14 protein-coding genes are annotated in these 19,838 nt (G+C 57.4%); 5 read left to right on the top strand and 9 right to left on the bottom strand.

The window, feature by feature from the left end; genetic code table 11:
* Positions 1 to 21: 21 nt before the first annotated feature.
* Both potE and speF read right to left on the bottom strand, forming a co-directional pair.
* Positions 22 to 1,362 (bottom strand): putrescine-ornithine antiporter, encoded by a 1,341-nt coding sequence (gene potE, locus NL64_RS14720; RefSeq protein ID WP_034148796.1) that lies wholly within the window; start codon positions 1,360 to 1,362, stop codon positions 22 to 24.
* Between the two features lie 141 nt (positions 1,363 to 1,503).
* A complete protein-coding gene (gene speF / locus NL64_RS14715; RefSeq protein ID WP_034148795.1) occupies positions 1,504 to 3,690 on the bottom strand; it encodes an ornithine decarboxylase SpeF in 2,187 nt (728 codons plus the stop codon).
* A 317-nt stretch (positions 3,691 to 4,007) separates the two neighbouring features.
* On the opposite strand from speF, the gene cax reads away from it, so the two are divergent.
* Positions 4,008 to 5,078 carry a calcium/proton exchanger gene (cax, locus tag NL64_RS14710; RefSeq protein ID WP_034148794.1) on the top strand — a complete coding sequence of 357 codons (1,071 nt, stop codon included), beginning with the start codon at positions 4,008 to 4,010 and terminating at the stop codon, positions 5,076 to 5,078.
* Between the two features lie 16 nt (positions 5,079 to 5,094).
* Here cax and NL64_RS14705 read toward each other — a convergent pair whose 3' ends face one another.
* The 3 genes from NL64_RS14705 to NL64_RS14695 all read right to left on the bottom strand — a co-directional run bounded on the left by NL64_RS14705 (position 5,095) and on the right by NL64_RS14695 (position 8,117).
* Positions 5,095 to 6,195, bottom strand: coding sequence for a GAF domain-containing sensor histidine kinase (locus NL64_RS14705; protein WP_253277092.1), 1,101 nt, complete (start codon positions 6,193 to 6,195; stop codon positions 5,095 to 5,097).
* Between the two features lie 216 nt (positions 6,196 to 6,411).
* Positions 6,412 to 6,867 carry a hypothetical protein gene (locus tag NL64_RS14700; RefSeq protein WP_034148792.1) on the bottom strand — a complete coding sequence of 152 codons (456 nt, stop codon included), beginning with the start codon at positions 6,865 to 6,867 and terminating at the stop codon, positions 6,412 to 6,414.
* Positions 6,868 to 6,944: 77 nt separating this feature from the next.
* Positions 6,945 to 8,117: a DUF2252 domain-containing protein gene (locus tag NL64_RS14695; protein ID WP_034148939.1), complete on the bottom strand. Its 1,173-nt coding sequence runs from the start codon at positions 8,115 to 8,117 to the stop codon at positions 6,945 to 6,947.
* A 554-nt stretch (positions 8,118 to 8,671) separates the two neighbouring features.
* Between NL64_RS14695 and NL64_RS14690 the strand changes: the two genes are divergently transcribed.
* From NL64_RS14690 to NL64_RS14675, 4 genes are all read left to right on the top strand, one after another.
* Positions 8,672 to 11,569 carry an EAL domain-containing protein gene (locus tag NL64_RS14690; protein ID WP_034148791.1) on the top strand — a complete coding sequence of 966 codons (2,898 nt, stop codon included), beginning with the start codon at positions 8,672 to 8,674 and terminating at the stop codon, positions 11,567 to 11,569.
* Between the two features lie 133 nt (positions 11,570 to 11,702).
* Positions 11,703 to 12,383 carry a nitroreductase family protein gene (locus NL64_RS14685; RefSeq protein WP_172668674.1) on the top strand — a complete coding sequence of 227 codons (681 nt, stop codon included), beginning with the start codon at positions 11,703 to 11,705 and terminating at the stop codon, positions 12,381 to 12,383.
* 233 nt (positions 12,384 to 12,616) lie between these two features.
* Positions 12,617 to 13,690 (top strand): NAD(P)-dependent alcohol dehydrogenase, encoded by a 1,074-nt coding sequence (locus tag NL64_RS14680; protein ID WP_034148789.1) that lies wholly within the window; start codon positions 12,617 to 12,619, stop codon positions 13,688 to 13,690.
* Positions 13,691 to 14,193: 503 nt separating this feature from the next.
* A complete protein-coding gene (locus NL64_RS14675) occupies positions 14,194 to 15,291 on the top strand; it encodes an alkene reductase (protein ID WP_034148788.1) in 1,098 nt (365 codons plus the stop codon).
* Positions 15,292 to 15,367: 76 nt separating this feature from the next.
* Here the strand turns inward: NL64_RS14675 and NL64_RS14670 are convergent, their stop codons facing one another.
* The 4 genes from NL64_RS14670 to NL64_RS14655 all read right to left on the bottom strand — a co-directional run bounded on the left by NL64_RS14670 (position 15,368) and on the right by NL64_RS14655 (position 19,525).
* Positions 15,368 to 16,195, bottom strand: a complete 828-nt coding sequence (locus NL64_RS14670; RefSeq protein ID WP_034148787.1) for a DMT family transporter — start codon at positions 16,193 to 16,195, stop codon at positions 15,368 to 15,370.
* 287 nt (positions 16,196 to 16,482) lie between these two features.
* Positions 16,483 to 17,151, bottom strand: a complete 669-nt coding sequence (locus NL64_RS14665) for a hypothetical protein (protein ID WP_034148786.1) — start codon at positions 17,149 to 17,151, stop codon at positions 16,483 to 16,485.
* Positions 17,152 to 17,211: 60 nt separating this feature from the next.
* Positions 17,212 to 18,573 (bottom strand): MFS transporter, encoded by a 1,362-nt coding sequence (locus NL64_RS14660; RefSeq protein WP_034148785.1) that lies wholly within the window; start codon positions 18,571 to 18,573, stop codon positions 17,212 to 17,214.
* Between the two features lie 166 nt (positions 18,574 to 18,739).
* Positions 18,740 to 19,525 carry an IclR family transcriptional regulator gene (locus tag NL64_RS14655; protein WP_034148784.1) on the bottom strand — a complete coding sequence of 262 codons (786 nt, stop codon included), beginning with the start codon at positions 19,523 to 19,525 and terminating at the stop codon, positions 18,740 to 18,742.
* Positions 19,526 to 19,838: the final 313 nt, after the last annotated feature.

Genomic DNA, 19,838 nt, shown 5'->3' with positions numbered 1-19,838 from the left:
GTGCAGTCGTGATTGCCATGCCTAAACATTGCCGGTCCTGGCTTGAGCGGCGGGCGGTACGTCGACGAAACGCTTGGCGAGGAAGCCGTAGAGCAGGTAACCAAAGGCAAGCACCAGTGTGCCGCCCATCACCGCATCCTTGCCGCAGGCAAACAGGGCATACAACGAGTAAGCCACCGCAATCAGTAAAACCACCAGGTTGCGTGTGTACACGCCAGGACTCACCTGGGCCTTGTGCATGATCACCAGCAAGCCGGTCAGCGCTGTGATGTAAGGGATCAGGTTGGTCACTGCCGCCAGGCTCACCAGTTTGCTGAACTGCGCAGCGGCATCGGGCGAGATGGTCGACAAGGCCATGACGGTCTGCAACACACCGCAGACGATCATGCCGATGACGGGCGCATCGCTGGCGTTGACCTTGCTGAACAATTTGAGGAACAGGTTCTGGTCGGCGGTCATCTTGGCGGTCTGGGCCAGGGTGAACTGCCAGCCCAGCAGCGAGCCGATGCAAGCCATGACCGCCAGCGCCATGACGATGTTACCCACCATCGGGCTGAATATCTTGGCGTAAACCAGCGCGAAAGGTGCCGAGGAACTGGCCAGTTCGGCGTTGGGAATGATGCCCTGGATAACGGTGGTCGACAGCACGTACACCGCGGCTGCGCCCAGGGTGCCGAACAGGCACGCCAGCGGTACGTTGCGCTTGGGATTTTCCACCGCATCGGTGGCCTGGGCCGCTGACTCCATGCCGAGGAAGGCCCACAGGGTCAGGGGAATCGCCTTACCAATGGCTTCGGAGATGGCCAGGTTGTTGGGGTTCCACGCGGCTTCCAGCACTTTGGAGTCGAACCAGAACCAGCCGATGATGCTCAGGCCCGCCACCGGAATGATCACACCCCACACAGTAAACGCGCCGATCTTGCCGGTGATGCTCGGGCCGCCGAAGTTGGCGATGATGGTGATCCAGATCAGCCCGACCGTGCCGACGAATAACGGGATGGCACCACTGCTCAGCCACGGCAGGAAGGCGCTCATGTAGCCCACCGCCGAGATCGCGACTGCGACGTTGGCGATGGCCAGGGACAGGAAATACAGATACGAGCAGAGGAAGAACCCCGACTTCGCATGGGCTTCTTCGGTGTAGGCGGACAAGCCGCCGGAACGCGAGCAGAACACCCCGCACTGGGCGAAACAATAGGCAATGGCCATCGAGCCGATCGCCGTGAAAATCCATGACAACAGCGAGACTGCACCCAGTTGGGCCATGTTGGTGGGCAGCATGATGATGCCTGACCCCATCATGTTGACCGTGACCAGCGTGGTGAGCCCCATCAGGCCCATTTTCTTGCTTGAATCAGCCATCGCGTACTCCTTGCCCTGTTCAAATGTTGACCCTCCGCCTGGCGACGCACTGCCAATCGCCAGGTAGGGGGCAAGCCTTGCTGCTTGATCAGATAAACCTTGTAAGGTGGTGCAAACGCTGCGCCTTGAGCGGGGCGAGGATCAGGTCTTGAGTACGTAGCCATAGGCGCGAATACGGCCACCTTCTTCTTTCAGGTACACGCCTTGAAGTTCCGGCGTGAACCCGGGCAACGCGTTGATGCCTTCTTCCAGCGCCAGGAAGTATTTCAATACCGCGCCGCCCCAGATCTCACCCGGCACCACGCACAACACGCCGGGCGGGTAGGGCAAAGCGCCTTCGGCGGCAATACGGCCATCGGCATCGCTCAGGGCGACGAGCTCGACATTGCCGCGGATGTATTCGATCTGCGCTTGCTGCGGGTTCATGGCTTTTTTCGGGAAGTGCGCCTTGCGGAACATGTCCTTTTGCAGTTGCTGCACGTTATGGCTGCGGTACAGGTCGTGCATTTCCTGGCAGAGCTGGCGGATGGTGTAGTTGCGGTAGCGTGCTTCGTAGCGCGCGTAGATCGCCGGCAGTACCCGGCTCATGGGCGCATCATCGGCAAGGAACTGCTCGAAGCGCGCCAGTTGCGCAGCCAGATGACTCATCTTCGCCCAGTCTTCGGCGGGCGTGAGCAGGAACAGAATCGAGTTGAGGTCGCACTTCTCCGGGACGATGCCGTTCTGGCGCAGGAAGTTGGCCAGGATGCCGGCATGGATACCGAAGTCGCTGTAACTGCCATCGATCGGGTCGATGCCAGGGGTGGTGAACAGCAGCTTGCAGGGGTCGATGAAGTACTGCTTTTCGGCATAGCCGGGGAAGGCGTGCCAGCGATCCTTGGGGTGGAACTCGAAAAAACGCAAGTTGCTGGCGATCGCGTCGGTGGGATGGTCCTGCCATGGGCGCCCGTCGATGGTTTCCGGCACGAATGGGCGGATCAGGGTGCAGGCTTCCAGGATCAGCTTGCGCGCGTTGATGCCGAACTTCACGCAGTCTTCCCACAGGCGCAAGCCACTGCGACCGGCGTGGATACGCGCATTCACATCCAGCGAGGCGAACAGCGGATAGAACGGGCTGGTGGAGGCCTGGGCCATGAAGGCGTTGTTCAACCGCGCGTGATTGCAATAACGCGGCTGGCCCTTGATGTGGCGGTCTTTCTTGTGGATCTGCGAGGCCTGGGAGAAGCCGGCCTGTTGTTTGTGCACCGATTGAGTGACGAAAATCCCGGGGTCGTTTTCACCCAGGTCGAGCAACATCGGCGAGCAATCTTTCATCATCGGGATGAACTGCTCGTAACCGACCCACGCCGAGTCAAACAGGATGTAGTCGCACAGCTTGCCGATGCGGTCGACCACCTGGCGAGCGTTGTAGATGGTGCCGTCATAAGTGCCCAACTGGATGATCGCCAGTCGAAATGGGCGTGGTAACTCAGCCTTGTCCGGGGCGACTTCCTTGATCAACTCACGCAGGTAGTCTTCTTCAAAGCAATGTGCATCGATGCCGCCGATGAAGCCGTAAGGGTTGCGCGCGGTTTCCAGGTACACCGGCGTGGCGCCGGCCTGGAGCAATGCACCCTGATGATTGGATTTATGGTTGTTGCGGTCGAACAACACCAGGTCGCCAGGCGTCAGCAGCGCGTTGGTGACCACCTTGTTCGAGGCCGATGTGCCGTTGAGCACGAAGTAAGTCTTGTCGGCGTTAAACACCTGGGCGGCATGCTTTTGCGCAAGCAGCGCTGGGCCTTCGTGGATCAATAAGTCACCGAGTTTGACGTCGGCGTTGCACATGTCGGCGCGGAACAGGGTTTCGCCGAAGAAATCGAAGAACTGGCGACCGGCAGGGTGCTTGCGAAAAAATTGACCACCCTGGTGACCGGGGCAGGCGAACGTAGCATTGGCGGCTTCGGTGTAATGCTTGAGCGCGTCAAAGAAGGGCGGCAGCAGACCTTCTTCATAGGCCTTGGCGGCTGTCTCCAATTGGTTGCCGTAGTACTCGGCGTTGTTGGTGGAGAGGTCGAACACCCCGTTGACCAGCAGAATCACTTCGTGCAAACGCTTGTAGATATCCAGTGCACGGTTGCCGGCACCGCCACGCGGTACTACCAGGAAAAGCGGGATGTCGAAGCCTGTTCGTTGAATGGAATCCAGTACGCCGCCCATGACATCGTCAACCGTCAGCACCGCAACGGCGACATCGGTAAAGTCAGTCTGATCAAGGGCAACAATCGGGCGGGAAGTGTGGAAACAGTCACGAACGGCATCGCTTGCGGCGACTTTCAAAACATTCATAACCAGAGTCTCTCAGTCGTTCTTGACGTTGAGTTACCGGACAAACGCCTGTAAACAGGCTTGTTTCCGAGGTCCGTACTGATTGCCCTTTTGGGTATAGATCATTTTTTAGCCGTTGAAAATTTTAATGAACTTTTTTCCGCATTTTTGTAGGTACCAGTCGTTCGACGATTTTATTGAGTTTGCTAATGCATTTATTAATAGCGTCTGACACGTATTGCTATTGAAAGCTGTTGTTCGACGAAGTCAGGAATGTGGGCCATTCTTAGCGCAATTTCCGAGTGTTACTTCATCAATGCTTTTGTGCGGGTACAGTCATGCTCTTATGGATGCTGGTCTTCGTTCCAATCGCCATCGTTCTGGAGTTCATGGTCCCCCAGCAGCACTTGCTTATTTTCCTGGCCGCCGCATTGGCTATCGTGCCATTGGCGGGGTGGTTGGGGCGTGCCACCGAACAACTGGCGGAGAGGTCCGGGGAGGGCGTCGGCGGATTTCTCAATGCCACCTTCGGCAATGCCACTGAACTGATCATCGCCCTGAGCGCTTTGCGTGCCGGTCTGCACGATGTGGTCAAAGCCTCCCTGGTTGGCTCAATCGTCGGCAATATCCTGCTGGTGTTGGGCGCATCCATGTTGGCTGGGGGCTTGCGTCAGAAGGAACAGCATTACAACGCTTCGGCCGCACGTTCTCAGGCCACGTTACTGACGCTGGCGACCATCGCACTGATCCTGCCCGCAGCCTATAACGCCGTCGTTTCGCCGCGTGCACCCCATGGCCTTCAGGTACTGAGCTTGTATATCTCGCTGGTATTGCTGGTGGTCTACGCCTTGTTTCTGGTGTATTCGCTGATCACCCACAAGAGCCTGTTTGCAGGGGACCCCAACCTGGCGCGCGAGGCTCACCCGACTGCGCTCTGGTCAACTGGCAAGGCTGTAGTGGTGTTAGCGATGGCGACACTGATGATCGCCTGGATCAGCGAAATTCTTGTGGCCGCCATTGAACCCAGCGCCCATCAACTCGGTTTGAGCAATCTATTTGTCGGCGTTTTCATTGTCGCGATACTGGGCAACGCGGCTGAGCATTCCTCAGCGATTTCCGCTGCGATGAAAAATCGAATGGACCTTTCGCTCTCTATTGCGATTGGTTCAAGTGTGCAGGTCGCGCTCTTCGTGGCGCCCGTTCTGGTATTGGCCAGTTATGCCATTGGCTCGGCAGCGATGGACCTGGCGTTCTCTGGCGGCCTGGTTCTAACCGTGTTGTTGGCGGTTCTTATTACCGGCCAGGTAGCCGGTGACGGGCGATCGGACTGGCTCAAAGGCGTCCAGTTAATTGCGGTGTATCTGATCCTCGGACTGGCCTACTTCTTTACGCCCGATATCCCAAGTTAAGAAATTGAAACCCCATTCAAACCCATTTGAATCGGGCGGGAAATCTGGCAACAAAACAGGTGCCCGACTCCAACGTCGAGGTAACGCTCAACGCCCCGTTATGGGCGGCGGTGATCTGCGAAGCGATGTAAAGCCCCAACCCAAGACCTTCACCGCGCTGCCCGGCTTCCGATCGGGTGAAAGGCTGGAACAGCAAGGGCATCAGTTCAGCCGGAATCGGGGCACCTTGATTCGTGACCGATATGACAATTTCATCTGCTTCGGTGTAGGCCCGGACGCTGATGCAGGCCTCTTTTGATCCGTGCGTGACAGCATTTCCCAGCAGGTTGGACAACAGTTGGCTGAGACGTAGCGGGTCGCAATAGACGCCGGTCGGCAACGCCAGCGCATGTTCGAGGGACACGCGTGGATGCGAGGCCTGCACCTCGTCCACAGTCAAACGCAGTACTCGCCCCAGGTCATCGACCAGTTGACGCTTGATCGGAATCCCACTGCCCAATCGCCCCCGCGCAAAGTCCAGAACGTTTTCAATCAGATGACCCATACGAGTGGAGCTGTTGCGGATGGCGGAAATCAGGTTGAGAGAGCGTTTGTCCTCGGTTTTGGTTTCCAGCAGATCGGCGCTCATCCGAATGGCACTGAGCGGCGTGCGCAAATCATGGCCCAGCACGGCAATGAATTGCTCGCGAAGACGGCCACTTTCATTGGCATCCACCAGGGCCGCTTTGGTTTTTTCCAGGTGGTTCTGAGTGTCGAGGCTCATGGCGATCAGTTGGGCGAAGAGGGTGAGTGTCTTGGCGATGGCTGGCTCGTCAAGATTCGCCGGTACGGAATCGATCGCGCACAACGTGCCGAAAAACTCACCATTGGCTTTGATGATAGGAATGGAGATATAGCTCTCCAGACCATACGTGCGAGGCGTGTGGTGGATCGAAAAAACAGGGTGTGAACTGGCATGGCCGAAAATCACCGGTTGTCGGTGTTGGCGGATTTCATGGCAGATGGTCGACTCGAGAACCAACTCACCACCCGGTTTCAATCCGAAATCGATGGCGTCGTCCACCGCGCAGGCCACCCAGTTTTGTTCGGTGACTCTCGCCACCGCGGCAAATCGCATACCGGTAAGGTGCCTGACCATGCTCAGGATGACCGGCACAGCCTCAATGCTGCGGACGGCTTCGATATCGAGTGAAAAATCTGCGTGGGTCATCAGTCGGCGGTTCAAAGGGATTTGGTCAGAGACTAAGCCTTATCTCACCCACTGGCTAATGGGTGATCGGGGGCTTCCCTGCCTGATCTCCATTTTTGCTCCGTATGGGCACGGTTTTCTTGTCTACTTCGTAGGTTCTTGTGCCTTGATGTCCCCACAAAATAGATCGGCGTTGCCATCTTCGGGTACAGATCGCACGACGATCGAGTACCCGCCAGATAGAAGAATGGACATTGCGACCGGAGCGCTTCTTTCAAATGTCCAACCGCTGGTGGCGACACGCTCGGTGGTGACTTGATCATTCATTTCGTAGGCGACCGGCCCGGGTTGCTGGCAGCTGCCTTTGTAGATGAAGGTGTAGACACGCAAAGGCAGTGAGCTTCCGGTTGGAACACCACTGATGAAGAAACTGAATCCGGTGATTTGTTTATCCCAGCTGGTCAACGTGGTGTTGGCGATCTGCCCGGCATTGTGTCGGGTGGCGGTCAAAGGCATGGTCACCCCGTGTTCAGATGTAGTGCTACAACCGAACAGGCTCGCGGTGACCAGTAGAGCTGCAACTGAGTCTCGGAACGTCATTGCACATCTCCCATATTGATTGTCTGTCATGGGAGATTAGCGGGTATTGCCCAATAGTCGCGTTCCTGGCTTGAGGGTCACTCATCCTCTCTCAACGCAATGATCCGCCCGGATTTTTCTGCCTCCACCAGCGCACCATGGTCTTTTGCATTTTGATCGGCATAGGCAATGGCGAATTTTCCGATGGCCTGGTCGAAGGAGTCGGTCTTGCCCAGGTAGCCACTGATGAGCGCCGCATCCCCCGATTTGGCGTGGGCGCGGGCCAGGGTAAGACCGCACCACTCGGCGTACATCTTCAATCGAGGGCCGGATATACCTTCGATGGGCGCTGACATTTTCATGTCGCGCAACTGACGGACAAAGAAGTGCCGGCCGTTCTGGCTGCGTGTCCATCCTAAAAAGATGTCGCTGGACGACTGCATCAGACGCTGCCCCGTGACGACACGCTGTCCCTGGTTCTCGTAATTGCTCTTGCCTGCATAGGGCGACAGCACTGAGGGCGTGGCTTCCTTGAATTGCAGAAGCAGCGGGTGATTTTCCGCGGAAAAGAACAGGCCGACAAAACAATAGGTACCGACGCTGCCGATCCCGACCGCTTTGACGGCAATGTCTTCAAGACGGTAGCGATCGAACAAAACGCGCCGCTCGTGGGGCAGTGACAATCGATAATCTTGCAAAGCCAACTGGACGTTCTTCACGAAGCTCTTTTCGTACACATGAAACAGTATCGGGGGTTGATCGATCAGGCGACGGCGCCCTCCGACTTCGCCGCTGATCTTGGGAAACAGATAATCGCCTACACGCATCCTGGCCTTTGCGACCAATTGTTCGCGGATTTTCTTGATCTCGGCGTTGGGTGCCATGTCGATGATCGCCTGGGCATCGAGGCGGTCATACCAGACCTCCATCGGGCTCATTTTGGAAAACTTGCGCAGGCGTTCGCGATAAGCACGGACGCATTCGGCCGCGGCGGCCCGCGCCCATTTATCGCTGAGGCGATTATCACGCGCGGCCACGGCAAAACTGATCGCCAGACGTTTTACATCCCACTCCCAGGACGCTGGGAGCGTTTCGTCGAAATCGTTTATGTCGAATATCAGATTGCGCTCAGGTGTCGCGAACAACCCGAAGTTCATCAGGTGACAATCCCCACAGGCCTGCACCTGAATGCCGGTGGTCGGGGTTGTCGCCAGGTCATGAGCCATCAACCCGGCAGAGCCCCGCAGGAACGTGAACGGTGTGCGCAACATGCGGCCGTAGCGAACAGGCACCAGTTCGGGCAGTCGATAGCGGTTGGACTCTTCGAGGAGTTTGATCGAGTCACGGTGCTTGCCGGTCGGTTTCCATTCAGCGTGAAGCGCGTGCGGAAGACGTTCGCGTAATCGCTCACCTTCGTACAGTCGTTCCTTGCGCGAGTGAAAGACTGGCTCGTCCCCGTTGTCTTTCTTTTGCCCTGCGATGTTGTTGGCAGGCCTGTTTTTGTGGGGGGACATGTCTACTCCTTTGCTCAACGACGTCTGACTCGCCTGGGCACAGGATCTGTTGATTCGACTGTTCCATCAGCCCGCAGAAGGCACGTGCGCCGGTTGGCTGCAAAGCACTAAAGCTAATGTTTCAAGCGTAGCAGCGTGGAAACGGTTGTCTTGTTGAAGAACTCGCGTTTAACTCCTTGTCTGTCCTTTTGTTGGCACTAAAGCGAATAAAACGATTGAAAAAAATTCTCATAAGCTTTAAACGGGTTGCTAAATGGCACATTGCTAGTAATCAGTAAGTGAGACCGGCAGTTTTGACCCAGGGAGAGGTGATGCGTATTCGTCCATTGATCGACTCCCCGCAGCAATCGAACGACTGCGACGTCGTCGCATCTCAACCAAAAGGGAATTCGGGTGCTGTCGGCATGGCCTACGCAAGCAACGCGGACACGATCGAGCAATTACTGGCCACTGCGCGCAACTGGAGTCATTCAACCGCGTGGGTGGTTTACCGTGCCGGTGAGCAACTGCATCGGGTCGGGCAGGGCGATCCTCGGGTGCAGTGGCCGTCAAGTATCGCCAATGATGAGTTTGAAGCCTTTTGCCTGACCTGGCGTTTGCAGCGCTGGCCCACCGGCAAAGGCGAAAGTGTGCTCGGATGGTTACTTGCGCCAGCCAGTGATGCCGCGGAGCCGGCGCTGGCCGACTTCGCCCAGCGCCTGGGCATTCAAATACAGGCCGATACGCTTGCCCGTGCACAGATTACTCAGCGCGTGCTGTATGAAATCACCTATCTCGCCAGTTCGACCCGCGACCGCTCGGTGTTTCTGGTAGGGGTTCACCAACTGCTGGCCAGCCTGATCGACGCCGAGAACTTCTATCTCGCGCTGTATGACCCGCACACGGGCAAGATCGACTACCCGTATTACGTCGACATCATCGACGTGGATGCCGTGGAGTCGTCGCACTACGAATACCTTGACCCATCGCACCTGTCGTTGACCGGCCAGGTGTTGACCACCGGCCAGCCGTTGCTGATCGACGCCGCCGGCATTCTCGCGGCGCAGGCCGAGGACCGTTTCTACTGCGTGGGTGATCGTCCAGAGTTCTGGATGGGCGCGCCGCTGAAAAACGCTTCGGATGAAGTGTTTGGCATGCTGGCCATGCAGGTCTACGAGGTTTCCCGAACCTACAGCGCCGAAGATCGCGCGCTGTTTCTGGTGGTGGCTCGCCACGTGGCCATGGCCCTGGACCGGATTCTGCACCGGGAGGATCTGGAAGCGACGGTGATGCGTCGCACCTTGGAGCTTTCTGCACTCAACGACGCATTGCGGCAGGAAGTGGCAGAGCGACAACGCGCCGAACATCTACAGAGCGCTTTGTTCCAGATTGCCGAATTGTCGAGCCGACCCGGCGACATGTCTGAGCTGTTTCAGACCTTGCATGGCATTGTCGGTGATCTGCTGTTTGCGCAGAACTTCTACATTGCGCTGTTCGACGACGCGACCAGTGAAGTGACCTTTCCTTATTATGTCGATGAGCGGCAGACGATTTGCCCGCCGGCCAGGCGTGGGTGCCGGGGCTTGACCGAGTACGTTATTCGTCAGCGCGGGCCTTGCCTGATTGACGTTGGCGAGGCTGAACGATTGGCCGCACACGGTGAAATCGAACTGGCCAATGAGTCTGTCCGATCCTACTCCTGGCTGGGCATTCCATTGTTCGATGGCGATGTGGTGCGTGGCGTGCTGGCGGTGCAAAGCTATACCTCACAGGTGCGCTATACCCAGCGTGACCAGGAACTGTTGACGTTTGTGTCGCGACACATCGACACCGCGTTGTCCCGTCGTACGGCCGCCGAAGCGATCCACGCCGCCAACCTCAAACTGGAAGCCCGGGTGCAAAACCGCACCCGCGAGCTCGACCACGCCAACGCCAAGTTGCAACACGAAAACTCCCACGATGCGCTGACCGGGTTGCCGAATCGTACCTACCTGCAACAGCGCCTGAACCTGGCGTGGTCGCAGTTCGGCAGCGCAGGAGGGCACTTGGCGGTGATGTTCATCGACCTCGACCGTTTCAAGATGGTCAACGACAGCCTCGGCCATCATTTTGGCGACCTGCTGTTGATGCAGGCCGCACACCGTTTGCGCGGTTGCCTTCGCGAGACCGACATGCTGGCGCGCCTGGGCGGTGATGAATTCTCTGTGCTCGCGCCCGAGGCGCCGCTGGACGTGGTGATCGAAATCGCCGAACGGATCCTGGTGGCGTTTGACCTGCCGTTTTTCATCAATGGCTATGAAGTGTTTTCGTCCTGCAGTATCGGCATTGTCAGCGCCGACAGTCAGTTCCATCACGAACCAGCCGACTTGTTGCGCGATGCCGATGCGGCGATGTACCGGGTCAAGAGCGCCGGGCGTGACAGCTACGCGGTGTTCAACCAGGAAGTGCGCCGTGAAGTCTCGGACCAGGTTGAGCGAGAAGGGGCGTTGCGCAACGCGCTCAAACGTACTGACGAACTGCTGCCGTATTTCCAGCCGATTGTCAGTGTCGAAACCGGTGAATTGTTGGCCCTTGAAGCGCTGATCCGCTGGCATCAGCCGGGCGGTCGGATCATCGCGCCGGGCGAGTTCTTGCCGGATGTCGAGGGTTTGCGCCTGATCGGTCGGCTGGACCTGTACATGCTGAACAGCATTGCCGTGATCCTCGCCCAACCCCTGCACGCCAATTGGCCGCCGGTGCACGTCAATTGCTCCAGCTACAGCATGACGCGCCCGGATTTCGCCACTGATGTGCTGGCACTGTTGGCCCAGCACGGCGTCGCCCCGTCGCGGATCTGCCTGGAGTTGACCGAAGGTGCACTGGTGGCCGAGCCGGCGATTGCTCGTCAGACCATGCAGCAACTGGCCGACAACGGCATGTCGGTGGTGCTCGATGACTTCGGCGCCGGGTTTTCATCCCTGAGCTATGTGCATCAGTACCGTTTCAGCGGCTTGAAGATCGACAAGTCGTTCATCTTCGAACTGACCACCAGCGCTCGCAGTCGCGCGATCGTCCGCGCGATTGTGCGCATGGCGGAATCGCTGGACCTGAGCGTGGTGGCTGAAGGCGTCGAGGATGAAGCGACGTTGGTGTTGCTGCGCGAAATGGGCGCCGGGCAGGCTCAAGGTTATTACTTTGCCAAGCCGATGGGGTTGGAGATGTTGTTGGCGACTGCGCTGGCCGGTCGTTAAGGTTGTTCAGGCGCGATAGCTAATCCCCCCTCTATACCACCAGCCATGGGGGGGTATCACCGCAGGCGAAAGATGAAAACATCAGGTTTCAGAACGTTGCCTGGTATCAGCTTTCATCAACGGAGACCGGATCTTGAATTCGACCGAATTTGAGGCGCTTGAACGGTTGCTGCAGCGGCGCCGCAGCTGCCGCGCTTTTCTTGCGCAACCTGTTGACCCCGCACTGATCACTCGCCTGTTCGCCCTGGCGCAACGTACTGCGTCATGGTGCAACACGCAGCCCTGGCAGGTGATCGTGACCCGTGGCGCCGCCACCGAGCGCTTCCGCGCCGAGTACATCAACGAGCTGCAGACGGGGTCGCCGGCGCCTGACTTGCCGTTCCCCGGTGAATACCGGGACGTGTATCAGCAGCGTCGCCGTGAATGTGCACGACAACTGTACGAAAGCATCGGCATCGCACCGGGAGACCGCATCGCCAGCCAGCAGCAAACCCTGCGCAATTTTTCACTGTTTGACGCGCCGCATGTCGCGATTATTACCAGTGATCGCGCGCTAGGCACCTATGGTGCGGTCGACTGCGGCGGCTACGTTGCCAACTTGCTGCTGGCAGCCGAGGCACTTGGCCTGGGGATCATTGCCCAGGCCGCGCTGGCCAGCCACGCTGCGTTTGTCCATCGACATTTGGGAATCGACGAGGATCGCCTCGTGGTATGCGGTGCTTCCTTTGGCTATGCCGACCCCGACTCACCTGCCAATGGCTTCTACACCACCCGAGCGCCCGCGCAGGAGACGCTGTTGTGGCATGACAGCTGATATTGCATTGCTGAATGTACCGACGCCATCGCTGGCAAGCCAGCTCCTACAGGGGGTACGGCATGCACGAAGATTGTGTTCGCCATCGATTTCTGTGGGAGCTGGCTTGCCAGCGATGAACGATAACGCGGTGAACCTGAAGACATCCGTGCCAGTAACCTTTGATCAGTCCATCCGGCAGTGTGCTGATTTCGTGCTGAACTCAATCGCAGCACTGATCAGGAGGGATCACCATGGCCACCATGAAAGCCGCAATATTCGTCGAAAAAAACCGGATTGTGCTCGACGACAAACCCATCCCCGAAGTCGGGCCACTCGATGCCCTGGTTCGCATCACGACCACTACGATCTGCGGCACCGACGTGCATATTCTGCGTGGCGAATACCCTGTGGCCAAGGGCCTGACAGTCGGTCATGAACCGGTTGGCATCATCGAGCGGCTCGGCTCGCAGGTGCGCGGTTTTGTCGAAGGCGAACGGGTGATCGCGGGCGCGATTACCCCCAGTGGGCAAAGTTACGCCTGCCTGTGCGGCTGCGGTTCACAGGATGGCCCGGATACCCGGCACGGCTTTCGCGCCACCGGTGGCTGGAAGTTCGGCAACATCATTGATGGTTGCCAGGCCGAATACGTATTGGTGCCCGATGCGCTGGCTAACCTGTGTCGGATACCGGATGGTCTCATCGACGAACAGGTGCTGATGTGCCCGGACATCATGTCCACTGGATTCTCAGGGGCGGAGCGAGGCGCGGTGGAGATTGGCGATACCGTCGTGGTGTTTGCCCTGGGGCCGATCGGGCTTTGCGCGGTGGCCGGTGCACGGCTTAAAGGCGCCACCACGATTATCGGCGTCGATGCAGTCGCCGAACGCATGAGCGTCGCCAAAAAACTGGGCGCAACCCATGTAGTCAATTTCAAGGACGGCGATGTGGTTGAGCAGATCATGGCCCTGACTGATGGGCGTGGTGTCGATGTGTCCATTGAAGCATTGGGCACTCAGGCGACCTTTGAATCGGCGCTGCGGGTTCTGCGTCCGGGCGGTCGACTTTCCAGCCTGGGGGTTTACTCCAGTGACCTGCGAATCCCGCTCGATGCTTTCGCTGCTGGCCTTGGGGATTACAGCATCATCACGACCTTGTGTCCCGGTGGCAAAGAACGCATGCGACGTTTGATGGCGGTGGTGGCAAGTGGCGGGGTCGACCTGTCGCCGCTGGTCACTCATCGCTACAAGCTCGATGACATCGAAGCGGCGTATGAACTGTTTGCACACCAACGGGATGGGGTGATGAAGGTGGCGATCACTCCGTGAAGATCTATGGGGAAAAAAGGTTTTGCACAAGTCGTGAAACAACCATGAGCGCACATTTGCGCTACCTAAAGAGGCTAATAATTGACGTGCAAAAACCCAGGCCTTTGAATGAGCGACTTTTAAACGCGTCGTAGCGCGAGCATTCAACGGCCAGCGAGATAGTCAGTGCTCAAATTCCTTCAGGAAAGAAGACGGCAGGAGCTTGCATCGGCCAAACATCAAAGAAAATTCATATGTTCTTAGGCTGACATCTGGATTTTTTGATGTATTCCAGGGCGTCCCCATCCAACGTAGGAGCTGCCTCAGGCTGCGATTTTTTGATCTGCCTTTAAAAGATCGCAACCTCGTTGCACTCGACAGCTCCTACACAGCGCAAACAGCCTCGCCATTGATCCGGTTTTATCCCCTCGAACTGGCTGTTGAAGTCGATTTCCACTACACCCAAACAGTTGTGAAACCGGCTTCCCGACGCCATCGATACCCGATTACCTGGAGTCAAAACCATGTCCGATAACCAACGATCCGATCTGTTCGCGCCACTCACGATCGGCGCAATCAAAGTCGCCAACCGCATTGCCATGGCCCCGTTGACACGTTCTCGCGCGAACATGGATGGCGTGCACACGCCGCTGGCAGTCGAGTACTACCGGCAGCGGGCGAGTGCGGGGCTGATCATCTCGGAGGCCACCAATATCTCACGGCAGGGCCGCGGCTATGCCTTTACGCCGAGCATCTACACACCTGAGCACGTGGCTGCCTGGCGTCAAATCACCGATGCGGTACACGAGGCGGGCGGCAAGATCGTGTGTCAACTGTGGCACGTCGGCCGGATGTCTCATGTGAGCCTGCAAGAGAACGGCGCCGCGCCTGTGGCGCCCTCGGCCATCCAGGCCGGGGAAGTGGTTTTTCTCGAATCGCAAACCCTGGATGCGCCTTCGATGCCCCGAGCACTGGGCACCGAGGAAATCCCGTTGATTCTGGAGGATTACAAACGCGCCGCTCGCTGTGCCCTGGAGGCCGGATTCGATGGCGTCGAGGTGCATTCGGCCAACTGCTACCTGCTGGAGCAGTTCATTCGCGACAGCACCAACTTGCGTACCGACCAGTACGGCGGTTCGGTGGAAAACCGCATTCGTTTCCCGCTGGAAGTGGTGCAGGCGGTATCGGAGATCTGGGGTGCAGATCGAGTTGGCGTGAGACTGTCGCCCATCACCCGCGCGGTCGGCGATACGCCACTGGACAGTGATCCGCAGGGGACTTATGGCTACTTTGCCAAGCAGCTCGGGCGACTGGGGCTGGCGTATCTGCATTGCGTGGAAGGTCAGACTCAAAGCGACAATGAGGCCGACGCCTTTGACTTCAAAGCGCTGCATGCGGCTTATGGCGGTCGCTACATCGCCAACAACAGCTACGACCGGCAGATGGCCCTCGACGCCGTTGCCTCAGGCCACGCCGACATGGTGGCTTTCGGGCGCCCCTTCATCAGTAATCCGGATCTGGTGGAGCGGCTGAAGCTCGATGCGCCGCTCACGGAACCGGACCGCAATACCTTTTACGGTGGAGGCGCGGCGGGATACACCGATTACCCGACCCGCACCTGATATACCGGTTGCCTGCGGGCGCCGCGGGTCGGCGCATGATTCATTGGCCCTGACCATCGGCTTTGCGCCCCTGCCGTCAACCAATGATGATCGTACCGATGGCAATCACCGCGCATGCCAGTACCTTTCGGACAGTCAGTGTCTCGCCCAGGAAGAAGTATCCGATCAATGCGGCGAACAACACGCTGGTTTCGCGCAATGCCGATACCGCGCCCATGGGCGCGGCGGACATGGCATAGATGACGATTCCATAGGCCAGGAGTGAAACCAGCCCGCCGATGCAGGCCGTCATGAACCCGGGCCGGAAGGTGAATAAACTCTTCGCGTCGCGCACGCCGACATACACCAATGGCATCAAGATGCCCCACAAGGCGCACATCCATACCGTGTAGGCCATCGGCGCGCCGGACAGGCGCACGCCAATGCCATCCGTCACGCTATAAGCCGCAATGAAACAACCGGTTCCCAGTGCGTAGGGCAGACTGGGAACAGCCAGCTTGCGACCTCTAAAAGCCAGCGAAATGATGCCGCCGGACACCAGCAAAATGCCAAACATCGCCACTGCCCCAACCGTTTCCCCGGCAAAAACCGAAGCGGCGAGGGTGATCAGGATCGGCGAAGACCCCCGCGAGATAGGGTAAGTTTGCCCAAGGTCTCCCACCTTATAGCTGCGCACCAGGAACAAGTTGTAGCCAACATGCAGGACCGCTGAAAGCACTGCATAGAACCAGCTAGCCTTGGCTGGAGCCTCCAAAAACAAGGCTATTGCGACGCTGGCGATGGCTACCGCCACGCACATGATCGTCATCGACCAAAGTCTGTCGGCGCCACCGCGCAACGCGGCATTCCAGCTGGCGTGCAAGAGCGCTGCGAAAAGTATGAGCAAGATGATGTGATAGGGCATGCGCCATCCTAAGCAATCGGGCACCTTGACTAAAGCGAAGTCATCTCATCATTTAATGAGTAAATCCTCATGCTTCATCGATATCCTTTTTCAGCCTGCTCCGATTCGGCCATTGGCCAATCACGAAAGCTGACGACGTGCGCCAGCGATTCGATTCCATTCGGACAGACAAAATAGTAGGCGACCGGCGAAGGGAACGGCACGTCAAACACTGTCGTGACAGGCAGAAAAAGGCCATGAGCAGACGTTAAAAATGACCAAGCAAGACCAAAACTATCTGGCAGATTTCATTGTTGACTGGTGTGGCAGGAGAAAACCGCTTCATAGATTTCGAATGCGTTGTCTACCATAAGCAGCGCTCTCGCGCGGTTCACGGCGCGTTCCAGGGCGGCATTATCAAGTGCCTGGATAATCAACAACCCCGAAAACGCTCCTTCCTGGCTACTGCGCATCGACTTCTCTCGAGTGGCGATAGCCGTGGCGTCGGTCTGCACTGTCATCATCTGAACGTTTACGACCCAATCCAGCTCCGCCAGCGACGCGGCCAATTGACGTCCCTTCGACCCTGTCAATGCGTCAGGCAGGGTGCCATCGAAACGTGCAATGGCGAGATGACTTCCATGTGCGCCGCTATGCCCACCGCTGATATCGACCGAACCGCCACCGCGACGGAACTGCATCAGCCGGGGCATGATCCGTTGCGTCCATGGCGTAGGGTCATTGAGTCGTGCGAGATACGCCGGGCTGGACATCACGCTCGCTTCAGCCAACTCATACAGCATGAAATATTGCGATGGCTGACTGTCGCGCCGCTTGAACACACGGCCAGAGAGAAAGCCCGGCACGCTGACACGCTCGAAAATATGTTCGCGTGTAAGCCAGTGCAAATAGTCTGTTTCCGCATCCGCCGCAATCGTGCTCCAGATCGCAAGCAAGCCTTTGGATTGGTCGGTCATCAATGTTCTCGCTTTTACGGTTTCGATGTAGCGGTGCGACCAGCGCACCGCTGGATTAGATCAAGAGTTCGCGTGACGCACTTGCGCATGCGGGTTTCCGGCGACCTCATCGACTGAATCGAGGCGATTCATGTCGACACCCGCTGTTTCGGGACCTATTGCAATCATGCAGAAAGAGATCACGTTCAGCGTTCCGACAAGTGCCACGAGCGCCCATGGCGAGCCGTTGCTCAAGTTCAAGAGCCAGGTGGCGACAATGGGAATCGGGCCACCCGCGAACAGGCTGGCTCCCGTGAAAGCCAAGGCCGAAGCGGAATAGCGGACATTGGTCGGAAATGCTTCGGCGAACGCAACAGGCTGAATACCGGTCTGGACTTGCGTGAAACCCAAGAACAAGCCCATTGCAATCGCCATCGTGGCGAAGTCTTTGGTTTCAAGCAAAGGAAAGTACAGCATCATCATGATGAACGTCGCGGTCGACGCAAGAAGGAGCGTGCGTTTGCGCCCGATCCGGTCACTGAGCAGGCCGCCCATAATTGAACCGACTATCGCGCAGGCGTTAGCGATCATTAACAGCGTAAACCCCGTCTGTTTAGGAATACCCAGGGTATTGGTCAAATAGCCGAGGGTGAACACAACGGCGAGATAGAACATTGCCGTAGGGCCGCAGAAGAACAGCATCAGCCGCAGAATGGTTTTCCAGTGAAGTCTGAACGCGTCGCGAAGTGGGCTACTGACCGTCGCGACCGCAGACTGCTTCATCTGTACAAAAGCGGGCGTCTCCTCTACTCGCATTCGTATGTAGATACCCACCAGAACTAACAGGAAACTCATGACGAAGGGGATTCGCCAGCCGTAACTCATAAAGTCATCTGCGCTCAAGGAGGCCGAAAGCAGAAGGAGCACGGCGTTAGCGACTATCTGGCTGAGCGGTGCACACATGCCGATGAGGCCTGAATACCGGCCGCGTCGGGCTGCAGGCGCATGTTCGAGCGCCATGAGTTGCCCGCCGGTGGATTCGCCACCTAGCGCAAATCCCTGAATGATGCGTAGCAAGACCAGCAAGATGGGGGCGAGTATCCCGATCTGCGCATAGGTCGGAAGCAGTCCCATCAGCACGGAAGTAATACCCATTGCCGAAACGGTGCCGAGCATCAAGTTTCGTCGACCAATCTTGTCGCCCAAATGGCCACAGATAATGGCTCCAAGTGGCCGTGCAGCGAGGCCTACGCTGAAAGTGGCCAAAGATGCCAGCAGTGCAGAACCAGGTTCCATCGCAGGGAAAAACAACTTGGGCAACACAGTAGCTGCCACCACCCCATACAACGTGAAATCGAACCATTCCAAAGCGGTTCCGACCGTGGCAGCGGTGACTGCCCGATTCGCCATGGAACGCGACGAACTGTTTGAATCGTTCCCCATACTTATTACCTCCGCTGTACAAGATGCTCGCAGATACAAACACCAGTACTGTTTATTGTTAGTTATTTTCAGGCACACGAAGTCTTACAGCTTAAGTTTTTAACTTACCGCTCAGGCACAGACTAACCCGCCAACTTTGTCGACAAAGTTGGCAGCTTAATTAAATTTAGATAGATGCGCGGCGCATTACCGGTGAAACGCTACTTGCCTCAGATAACTCTGCTGCGGTGGACAGCAGCGCCGGCAGAAGTTCTTTCATTCTTTCGTGAGTAAGCCGTGACATCGGTCCTGCAATAATGAGAAGCGCACCAACTTCACCATTGCCGGTAGTCACCGTTGTCGCCAGGGAACTCATTGCTGGCAGGAACATATCTTGCGTCGTGGCATAACCGTTCTTGCGTGCAGCTTCAATCAGTGGAAGGAGAGTTTTGAAGGTAGTGGGTGCGTTGGGACCAAAGTTGGCCGGAAGGCCAAACCCTTGCCCGGAGACAAGCCGCATGACTTCTTCGTCGCTCTTGCCGGCCAGCCAGCTTATCCCGGCGGCACTGCACGACAGTGTCACAGGGCGGCCCATTTCCGGGTCATAGCGTAACCCTCCCCGTGCGCCCTGGGCCTTGGCGACGTAGACCAATTGCTCCCCATCAACGATGGCCAGGCGTACCAACTCGCCAGAAATGACCGCCAGCCGTTCAAGGATAGGCTGAGCAATATCAACCACGCCGCCGGCGCTCAAGAAACGCAGCCCCAGGGATGGCAATTTCATGGTCAAGGTGAATTCACCTCGTCTTTCGTCTTTGCGGACGTAGTCCTGCTCGATCAAATCCCCGAGCAACCGGTGTACGGCCGTGATAGGCAGATCGAGAACAGCCGTGAGTTCAGAGAGCGTCATGCCCTCTGGCGAGTTTGCAAGCTCTTCCAAAACACGAAGGATGCGTTCAGCAACGGCGCTCATAGATTGTCGTAGTCCAAGCGGTTACATGGCCGAAATTGGCAAGTGACCCACTATAGTGAAAACAGTTTTCAAAATGCAAGCTGCTTTCATTTTCTCATTTTCTCATTTTCTGTCGGAATCAGGTTCAACCGTGGCGCCGCCGGGTGACGGGGCGCCATGTTTTTCGCCTATAAGGTCAGCTTATGGAAAATTCATGATTTACGTAATTATCTTGCGAGCGAAAAATCCTGAAGTCGGCCCAGTACTACGGTTGCCCTCAGTGCGTGCGCTTCCCATTACAATGACTGGACAAATCATGTTGCTTCGCAAATTA

The organism is Pseudomonas fluorescens (genome assembly GCF_000802965.1).
Classification (GTDB): domain Bacteria; phylum Pseudomonadota; class Gammaproteobacteria; order Pseudomonadales; family Pseudomonadaceae; genus Aquipseudomonas; species Aquipseudomonas fluorescens_A.
This window is presented reverse-complemented; position numbering and strand designations above follow the sequence as displayed.